Below are 6,214 nucleotides of genomic sequence, written 5' to 3' on the forward strand. Positions count from 1 at the left end.
AAACGCTGCTGCGATTATGCGCCGCGAACTTTAGAGTTCGCCCCAAAATCCGAAAATGTAAGAACTCCCGCAAAACTTCGCGTTTAAAAAACGCGAATTCAACGGTTGAAAGTTTGGGCGAATCGCTCGCGAATTTCATAGCGGACTGGCTCGCGACCGCGCTTTCAGCTATAGTCAATAAATTGCATGAAAGAAACGTTATACAATATATTGTCTTTAGTTTCAATTTATTGACTCCGCATCAATCGCTTTCGCATCGGTTAGTCCTGCAACGGGCAAAAAAACCGAAGAACCAACTTCACATTCAAAAAATCGAATGATTTCCCGAACGCTCTTAAAACTCGTTTTCAAAAAATTCGGAACGAGTTTTTTTCGGTTTTTCTAAAATTCATCTCCCGGATTTTCTCCGGGAAAATCCCGTTCAACGTCCTCGTTTTGATTTCTACGATTCGGTTTTTCGGACTCGGAAGAATTTTGATTTTCTTCCCTTCTATTCGGGCGATCCCGCCCGCCGCCTTCTTCCCGATTCTTTTGAAAGTTCTTATTTCGATTTTTATTGGGACGAGAACCGCCGCCGCCTGCACCGCCGCCCCCGCTGTTAAATCTTTTTACGGGGATCGGTCTTTTTCTTACGGAAATTTCCCAGAAAAACGCGCTCTGAATCGCCTTTTCGTCGTTTTCCGCGATCGCTCCGATCTTAAAAACCATAAACGCGTCGTAAAAATAATCCTTCATACGAAAGAAATTATTCTGAGAGGATTTTTCGTCTTCGGTGCTTAAAAATCTCTGCTGGCTCGCGAAAATTTTGATCAAACGATCCTTGTCTTTTTTGGGAGTTTCGAGTCGATTGAAAATCGGTTCCAAACTGTTTTTGATCGCGGGAACCAGATTCATATTCTCTTTTTGTAATGCTTCGGCGGCGAGATCCGAAAAGATCAGAGAATAAAAGATATGAGGAGTCATCTCCTCCCTTTCGGTCAGAAGTTTGTCCGCAATCGCAAGACGTTTTCCGATATTGGTTTCCAAAAACTTTTCGCCGAAATTGGAGTTCCTCTTTCTTTCCTTTTCAAAGGCTTCCTTAAAGAGAACTTCCAAAAGTCCGTGTTCCGCCATTCCCTGAAAAATCAGGGAAGTTTTCCAAGTACGAAAGATTTTATTGTATTCTTCCAACATTCTCGAACTGGAAGCCTTTTCCAATTCGATCTTGTGTTTTCGGATCGCCTTAGAGGTGCTCTTTTCGATCGTTAAACCCAAAATCTCCGCGAACTTCACGGCCCGTAACATTCTTACCGGATCTTCGCGAAAGGAAATATCCGGATCTCCGATTACGCGCAATACTTTATTACGAATGTCATCAAAACCGCCGACGTAATCGATAATGGAATCGTTTCTTACGTCGTAATATAAGGAATTGATTGTAAAGTCTCTGCGAGCGGCGTCCTCCTGAGGTGTGCCGAATTTGTTATCTCTCTTGATGAGGTAATCTTGATCTTCCACAGCTTTCCCAAGCCGATAATCGGGCAGGGAACGAAAGGTACTGACTTCGATCACTTTTCCGCGGAAAAGTATATGCACGATTTTGAATCTTCTTCCGATGATACGACAATTATTGAAGATTTTTTTAATCTGGTTCGGAGTCGCGTTAGTGACTACGTCGAAGTCTTTCGGCTTTCTTCCTAGAAGAAGGTCGCGAACTCCCCCTCCCACGATATAAGCCTTAAAACCGAATTTATTCAGCCTGTGGATGATTTTGACCGCGTCCTCATCTATCATGTTTTTGCGGATCAGATGGGCATCCCGGTAGTAACGTTTGCCGTCCGGGTGAGAGAGAATATCCTCAACTGATCCTATTTTTTTCTTGAACAGATTGGACAGGAATTTCATATAAAGAATGGGTCTATAATCCCGTCGATCCCCTTACCTGCAAGTAAAAATCTATGACAAGCCCGGCAAAGTACAATCTCCAATTGACCCATTCCGAGCGTCTGCAGGTCAAAATTCTCAAATTCAAAAATCGATTTCGGAAATTCAAAGAATCGGGTTCCAAAAAAATCTCTTTTTTACTCGTCCCACACAGTCACGAAAACGTGATTACCATCGAACTCAACGTCTTTATGGCTTGGTTCCTCGGAATTCTTTCCGGACTCATTTTGGTCCTAGCGTTTGTTTTTCTTTCTTATCTGAATTTTTTTTATCACCCCGACCAAGACCTGTTTCAGAAAAGCGACGAGAATGTAAGTCAATATCTTTACTACGATATGCTTCTCCAGGACGCAAAAAAGGAAATCCGCGGTTTGGAAAGAAAGACAGAACAGCTCAATCTGGTGGCTTGGGACGAGGTTCCTTGGAAACGAATTCTGACTTACGAAGTGATTCCCGAGTTTCGCCTCAAAAAGGAAATTCCCGATTCCGAAACGAACCTGGAACTTTATAAAAATACGGTCGAAGGATTCGCGGTTCAGAACATTGAACTCTTTCGGATTCGTCAGGCCTTTGAAAACGCGTTCGATTATCTGGAAGAAAGGGAATCGATTCTTTACGCACTTCCGAGAGGACGTCCTCTCAAACCGGGAGTCGGCTTTGTTTCCTCCACGTTCGGGGGTCGAGTCGATCCGTTCGGTCTCGTCATATTGGGGGAGCATCACTCGGGGGTGGACTTCGCCTCTGCGGAAGGAACTCCGATTTACGCGACCGCCCCCGGCATCGTGGTGGAATCCGGTCAATCTTCGGGCGGTTTGGGGATGAATATTCGGATCAACCACTTAAACGGAATTTTCACCGTATATGGTCACTGCTCTCAAATTCTCGTAGAAAAAAATCAGATCGTAAGACGGGGAGATCTGATCGGTTTGGTAGGTTCCACCGGTAAGGCCACGGGGCCTCACGTTCACTATGAGGTTCATATCGGACAAGATCCTCCCCTGGATCCCGCCGAATTCATCAATATCGAATGAACGGCTGCTCCGAACTCACGTTAGATTATGGGTTGATCGATTGTCGCAATCGAGAGTATTGGTAAGACTATGATCGATAGAATTCCAGTGCCGTTTCTCAAACAATTCTTCAACTGGGACGGACCGTCCACGTTCAGCATTCTGATGATGTTGGGGTTTTTAGCCGCATCTTATCTGCTTCCGAAAGAATTAAAACGCAGAGGTCTCGAGCCGGAACATTCCGATTGGCTTCTCCTTTTAGGAATCCTCGGAACCTTGGTCGGAGCTAAGATTTTCTTCGTCTTTGAAATCTGGGATCAGATTTTTGTGGAAACTCCCGGTTTTGACGGAAAATATTTTTATCCTCTCACACATTGGTACGGTTTTCCGGGAAGAATGGCTCTTTGGGACAATTTGTTTTCCGGAAGCGGACTCGTGTTTTACGGAGGATTTCTGTTCGGAATTCTTTTTATCAGTCTCTACATGAAATATTTCCAACTCGATATCCCGTCGTATCTCGACGCGGCGGTTCCGAGTATGGCGATCGGTTATGCGATCGGGAGATTGGGTTGTTGGGTTTCAGGCGACGGCTGTTACGGTTTTGCGACCGAGATGAGAATTCCACTTTTGGTTTTTGACTATCACGGCGCCCATCCTTCCGGAGTTCCCGTTTGGAACACCCCTCTGATCGAATCGATCGTATCCTTTATCTTTTTTGCATACTTCCAGTTTTGGGCAAAAGACCAGAACTTTAAAAAATTTTCCATCGGGGCTCAGTATCTGATTCTGCACGGTTTTGCCAGATTGATGGTGGAATTTTTGAGGGTCAACAAAGCGGTGTTTCCTTTCATCGATCCTCCTTCGTTTGTCAACATTCCGAATGCGGAACAAAATCCGGCTTTCCTAAGTCAGTATTACTGGCACGGTTTTTCCCAGTCGCAATGGGTTTCGGTGGCGATCATTTTAGCCGGGGCCTTTTTCATGATTCACGGTAAACTCTGGAAAAAAGAAACTGTCACGACATAATATTCAAAAAATTGAATTTGATTTTTCAAAGGCCGTTTAGGGATTCTAAAATAGCGTAGACTCGATTCAAGGAGTTTTACATTCATTCAAGAGACTATAGACTTTCCCGCGTTAGGGATCGAAGCGAGGTCAAGTTATTGCGTGAGAATAAAAAACGTTCACTTTCCATAAGATACAATAACTTGACCAGAGCAGAGAGCCCGGCCGCAACAGCGGCAACGCCCAAACTCATTTTACAATAAACGAACGCTCCTGTTTTTTGCCTCGAGCCTCAGTGTCATTTTAAAGTTGTCCTTTTAGAGTTTTGATCATCGTAGTCGTATCCTGATAATCCGTATTCTTATACAAAAGATTCCCTTCCTCGTCCAAGATCACGAAAAACGGAAGGCCGATTTTCAATTCCTCGAAACGGGGATCTTTTGCATACGTTTCAAAAATAGGATCCTGGTCTTTGATTTTTAAAAGGACCGCTCCCTGCAGGGCCTCGTTTAAGGCGGAATCGTTTTGTGTGAGTTCCTCGAAAGTTTTGCAGTTCGTGCACCAATCCGCATAAAAATCGATGAACACTTTTTTTCCCGTGTCCGCACCCTCCGCATACGCTTTGGAAGGAGATCGAAACCAGGAAAGATTTCCCTTCGTTTCTATTTCCGTTGCGGAATGGATTCCCCCGAAATTCGGAACCAAAAGAATTACGAGCCCTGCCGCAGATAAAACGACCCCGCCGAGAAGGAGAGCCTTCTTCATTCTCACGTAACGATTCCATTCTTCCGGAAGAAAAAAATAGATACAAAGAAGTAAGAATAAAATCCCGAACGCAGCCAAAGGAATCGATGAATCGGAAACTCCCCAACTCGAAAGGGATTTTTGAAAGTATGTATAAGAAAAGTATAATACGAAAATTCCGAGAACCCACTGAATCCAACGCATCCACTTTCCCGATTTAGGAAGACTCAAGCCGAAAACTCCGATCATTAAAAACGGAAATCCGAGACCGACTCCGAATAGGAACATCTTAAGGGACGCAAGAAACACGGAATCGATCGAGATCACACCGGAACCTGCCGTGATCTGTAAAAGAATCGCGACTACAACCGGACCGACACAGGGAGAAGAAAGAAGCCCCGCTCCCATTCCCAATAAAAACGTTCCGCCGCGACCTTGCCCGGCTTTTACTTCCTTGGGCTGAAAAAAAGGAAGATGGATCCAATCCAGAGATCCGAGAGCCAATAAAAAAATCAGGATGGAAAGTACGAGATTGACGATCGGATAACGCAAGATTACGTTAAACGCTCCGCCGCTAAACCCGGCGATCAGACCAAAAGAAGCATAAACCGTGACCAAACCGAAATAGTAAATCGCAGGATGAAGAATTTTGGGAGAACCTTCTCCCCTCCCTCTTACGATTCCGACCGTGATCGGATACAACGGATAAACGCAGGGTAAGAGACTGGAAAGGAACCCGCCCGCAATCAAAATAAAACCGGTTGTCCAGTCAAAAGTTCCGCCGGAAACTCCTTCTCCAACGGATCTACGCAACTCGGAAAACCAAGAACCGGGCAAACTTTCCGCGGAAAGAGGCAGGTTTGATCCCCAAAAAAATAGGATGTTCAAAACTGCAAAGCGGATTAGAAAATTCTTATATTGAAATATTTTCCGTAACACGAATCAAAAGACCCAAAAGATAAAACTTCGTTCCGAGAACTATGCTTCCGTTAAAAAATCAGAGGTCAACCTCATTCCCGCCAAACAGATCCCGAACTTGTAGTTTAGACTCGGAGCCGATTTCAAAGGATACTTTTTTTACAGAGGAGATCTCCTTTTTTAACATGAGTTCGGCGTAAAAAAATTTGGGCGAATAAAAAACTAAAGTACGTTCGCTCCCGATAGGTCGTTCCGCAGCTCGCAACATATAATCGCTTTCGCATTTGTTATATCGAACTCACGTTTTTTAAGGTGGAATCTTTCGAATCGGAGTATCGCTTTATAAGAAAGAATTCAAAACTCCGATTTTTTGACATCCAAATCGAACACGATTCAGACATTCCACAAAGGCTCGCTTTACCGTAAAAGAGAGCGAATCGTCGATCGATCCGGAAATTGGAAAGATTCGCCGGGTTTTGCGAACATTCCGCTCTCACCTAAAAATTAAAATCTGCCGAAAATCATTCTGAATGCACCCGGGAATCCTAAGACTATTCTACCGTATCCTTTTAGGGATAATTCTGAACCTGGAAACCGCTCCGATTTTTGCGGAG

The 6,214-nt window shown here is 44.3% G+C and carries 5 protein-coding genes (1 of these 5 running past the window's edge); 3 read left to right on the forward strand and 2 right to left on the reverse strand.

Features of this window, described 5'->3' with window-relative positions; translation table 11 throughout:
• Window positions 1–381: 381 nt before the first annotated feature.
• Entirely contained in the window at window positions 382–1,884 is a 1,503-nt protein-coding gene (pcnB, locus tag LEP1GSC194_RS12655) for a polynucleotide adenylyltransferase PcnB (protein WP_020773955.1), read from the reverse strand.
• Window positions 1,885–1,937: 53 nt separating this feature from the next.
• Here pcnB and LEP1GSC194_RS12660 point away from each other — a divergent pair, with 53 nt between their 5' ends.
• Window positions 1,938–2,954, forward strand: a complete 1,017-nt coding sequence (locus tag LEP1GSC194_RS12660; protein ID WP_020773938.1) for a M23 family metallopeptidase — start codon at window positions 1,938–1,940, stop codon at window positions 2,952–2,954.
• 69 nt (window positions 2,955–3,023) lie between these two features.
• Window positions 3,024–3,959 carry a prolipoprotein diacylglyceryl transferase gene (locus LEP1GSC194_RS12665; RefSeq protein ID WP_020773973.1) on the forward strand — a complete coding sequence of 312 codons (936 nt, stop codon included), beginning with the start codon at window positions 3,024–3,026 and terminating at the stop codon, window positions 3,957–3,959.
• Window positions 3,960–4,241: 282 nt separating this feature from the next.
• Here LEP1GSC194_RS12665 and LEP1GSC194_RS12670 read toward each other — a convergent pair whose 3' ends face one another.
• On the reverse strand, window positions 4,242–5,621 hold the full coding sequence (locus tag LEP1GSC194_RS12670) for a protein-disulfide reductase DsbD family protein (RefSeq protein WP_020773935.1): 1,380 nt from the start codon (window positions 5,619–5,621) through the stop codon (window positions 4,242–4,244).
• A 509-nt stretch (window positions 5,622–6,130) separates the two neighbouring features.
• On the opposite strand from LEP1GSC194_RS12670, the gene LEP1GSC194_RS12685 reads away from it, so the two are divergent.
• On the forward strand, window positions 6,131–6,214 hold the start of the coding sequence (locus tag LEP1GSC194_RS12685; protein ID WP_017810088.1) for a hypothetical protein. It continues 645 nt past the right edge of the window; the window shows 84 of its 729 coding nt (coding positions 1–84); its start codon is at window positions 6,131–6,133; the stop codon falls past the right edge of the window.

This window comes from Leptospira alstonii serovar Sichuan str. 79601, assembly GCF_000347175.1.
GTDB lineage: Bacteria > Spirochaetota > Leptospiria > Leptospirales > Leptospiraceae > Leptospira > Leptospira alstonii.